This is a genomic window from Roseiarcus sp., assembly GCF_052145395.1.
Lineage (GTDB): Bacteria > Pseudomonadota > Alphaproteobacteria > Rhizobiales > Beijerinckiaceae > Roseiarcus.
On record NZ_JBKQOT010000807.1, the window covers coordinates 1 to 3,046 of the forward strand.

Below are 3,046 nucleotides of genomic sequence, written 5' to 3' on the forward strand. Positions count from 1 at the left end.
CTGCGAGCGCGCGGGCACGGGGATCCGCCTCGACTATACCTGCGCTTGCACTTTCGAGCGCTTCGCTTGGCGGCACGAAGCGCCCACACCTGAGACCGCCCTCTACTATCAGTCGTGCATCACCGCACCGACGATCTGCCAGCTTGTCCCATCGAACGTCAGGAGCTGCAGCTGGCGGATCGGGCTGAAATTGTCGGGCGACGTGTCGACGGTAATGCCAGGGATTAGCATTGGCGCCGCGAACGACTTCAGGTTCGCCGCCTGACGCATGACGTTTTCGCGCGACAGGTCGCTTCCGCACTGCTTGAGGACCTGAACCATGGTCGAGGCCACGCCGAAAGCGTAGGCCGCATTGGCGTCGCCATACTCTTTCGCCGACATGTATTTGTCGGTGAAGGCCTTCCATTCCTGAATCGACGGTTGGTCCTTCCAATGCGGATCGTTGACGTCGATGACGTAGCCGCCGGTGATGAGGCCCTTCGACTTCTCGAGCCCGGCGGGCTTCAGGACGGTCGCGATCGATGGCGAAACGTTGCTTAGATAGCGCACGGCGTTCCAGCCGAGATCGTAGGACTTGCGGATCGCCTGCGCGGCGAATTTTGGCGTTGCAACGATGAGGAAGATGTCGGCGCCCGAGCCCTGCAAGGTCACGACCTGCGAGTCGACGGTCGGCTCGCTCGTCTCGTAGGAGGCCTCCTTGACGATCATCGCGCCGGCCTTGTCGCCGAGCGTTTCCTTCAGTGCGTCGAGATAATCCCTGCCGAACCCATCGTTCTGGAACAGCACCGAGATTTTACCGTCCGGCTTGGTCGCCAGGATATGCTTGCCGTAGACGTGCGCCTCGGTCTCGTAGCTCGGATTGTAGCCCATCGTCCAGGGATAGCGCGCCGGGTCGGCAAAGATGTTCGCGCCAGTGGCCACGAAGAGCTGCGGGACATTGTTGTCGTTGAGATATTGTCGGATCGCAAGGTTGGGCGCGGTGCCGAGCGTGTTGAAGAGGAAGGCCACCTTCTCGTCCTCGACGAGCCGACGCACCTGCTCGACGGTCTTGGGTGGGCTGTAGCCGTCATCAAGGCTGATCAGGTCGATCTTGCGCCCGTTCAAGCCGCCCTTGTCGTTGATCATCTTGAAGAAGGCGGCCTCGGTGCGGCCGATCACGCCATAGGCGGACTCCGAGCCGCTGTAGGGCAGGGTCTGGCCGATCTTGATCTCCGTGTCGGTCACGCCCGGCGTATCGGCTTGCGCGGCGCGCGCCCCCGCGGCGAGGGCCGTCGCCGCGGCGCCGGATTGCAAGAACAAACGTCTCGTGATCATCGCCTTCATCCTTCGTCCCACGGAATGTCTCGATCGCAGAGCGATCGGCAACTGTAAAAGCCAAAACCGGGTTCCGATGCTCTCGGTCCGACGCGAGAGAAACCGCTCGACTATTCCGCCGACTGGATCGCCGACAGGAAGGCATAGATTTGGGCGAGTTGCTCGTCGGTGAACACCTCCTTCCAAGCCGGCATGCCCTTGGTCTGCCGGCCCTCGTGGACGGTCTTCCAGAACATGTTGTGCGCCCCGTCGCCGTACCGCAGCGTCAGGCGGCGCAGGTCGATCTTCTTGACCCCCTGCATCGCGTCCACTCCGTGGCAATGGGCGCAGGTCCCGTTGAACACTTCCCTGCCGGCGGCGATGAGGTCCGGGGTGGCGGGCAGTGGCGCAGGCGCGACGTCGAACTCTCCCGTTCCATCGCCGGCGGGTTTGCCGGGATCGCGGGCGCTGACTTCGGCTTTCGCCGTCTGGGTGGGCGCGGCCGCGGGCGTCGACGCAGGCGTCGCCTGAGCGGCCGGCGAAGCAGAGGCCGGCGTCGCGGCGCCTTCCGCCTGAGCGACGACGAGCGAGGACTTCTCGATTGCAGCAGGCCTCTCCGCGGCGCCGCGCGTCTCCGGCGCGTCGGGGCCGACGCCATACTTCGCCAGCAGCGCCGGAAACTGCTTCGACACCTCGGGCAGCACGGCGTCGATCGAATCGCGCAAGCTCTTCGAAGTCTTGGCGTAGCCGATCGCGGTCGGATAGGTGAGCCTCGGCCCGTCGACCGGGACGACGGCGAAGCGTCCCTCGTAGGCGGTCTTGTTGAGGTAGCCCGCTGACGGCGCCCAGAGGAAGGCCGCGTCGGCGCGCCCTTCCGCCAGCGCCTTCATGCCGGCGTCGGGCGAGAGCACGGTGACGGCTTCGATGTCGTCACGCGGGCCGACGATGTTCTGCGGCTCGGTTTCGAACTGCACCGCAACCCGCTTGCCCTTGAGTTCCTCGACGTTCGCGATCGACCGCTCTTTTGGCGCAACGATGGCGTAGCCGAGGTTGAACAGCGGCTTCGAGAAGATGACCTTCGGCCCCATGAAATCGTCGCTTTCGGGCAGGCCGATGGTCGCATCGCACTGTTTGGCGAGCATGGTCACGCGCACCGCGCGCTTGCCGAAATAGGTGCGGTACCAGACATGCGTCACCGGTCGTCCAAGGGCCTTGCCGATGGCGTCGCCGATCTCGACATAGAGACCGGGCTTCGCCGGATCGTCGCTGGAGAACGGCAGATTGCTGGGGTCTGCGCAGAGGCGCAACGCATTGTCAGGCGGATCCTGCGCGAGCGCGGGAGGAACGCTCGCGCAGGCCGCCAGCAGGGCGGAGACAGCAAACGCCGTGTGTAAAGAAACAAAACGCATCTCCGTCTCCTCCCTCTCGCTGTTGCTCAATCGACGGTGAAGACGAACAGCGCGCCGCCTTCGGGGGTCGCCGCGATCATTTTTTCGCCGATGAACCCGACGAAGGCCGGGATCGAGACTGTGCGACCGATAACGACCGCGACATATTGCTTGCCGTTCACCGAATAGGTGATGGGACCCGCGCCGATGCCCGAGCCGAGGTTCTTCTTCCACAGCTCCTGGCCGCTCTTGGCGTCGATCGCGCGGAAGTCGCCGTGAAGGTCGCCCCAGAACACCAGGTCGCCGCCGGTCGTGAGGGTGCCGCCGTTGAACGGCAGATCCGACTTCATCCCCCAGACCTTTTG

2 protein-coding genes and 1 pseudogene are annotated in these 3,046 nt (G+C 64.4%); all 3 read right to left on the bottom strand.

Annotated elements, in window-relative coordinates; genetic code table 11:
* Positions 1–108: 108 nt before the first annotated feature.
* On the bottom strand, positions 109–1,323 hold the full coding sequence (locus tag ACLP25_RS27770; RefSeq protein WP_442472329.1) for an ABC transporter substrate-binding protein: 1,215 nt from the start codon (positions 1,321–1,323) through the stop codon (positions 109–111).
* A gap of 101 nt (positions 1,324–1,424) precedes the next feature.
* Positions 1,425–2,702, bottom strand: a complete 1,278-nt coding sequence (locus tag ACLP25_RS27775) for a c-type cytochrome (protein WP_442472330.1) — start codon at positions 2,700–2,702, stop codon at positions 1,425–1,427.
* Positions 2,703–2,728: 26 nt separating this feature from the next.
* Positions 2,729–3,046, bottom strand: a pseudogene (locus ACLP25_RS27780) (PQQ-dependent dehydrogenase, methanol/ethanol family); the annotation flags it as partial.

Coding starts and splice junctions, on each gene's coding strand:
- ACLP25_RS27770 (WP_442472329.1), bottom strand. CDS start 1,323: ATGAAGGCGATGATCACGAGACGTTTGTTCTTGCAATCCGGCGCCGCG.
- ACLP25_RS27775 (WP_442472330.1), bottom strand. CDS start 2,702: ATGCGTTTTGTTTCTTTACACACGGCGTTTGCTGTCTCCGCCCTGCTG.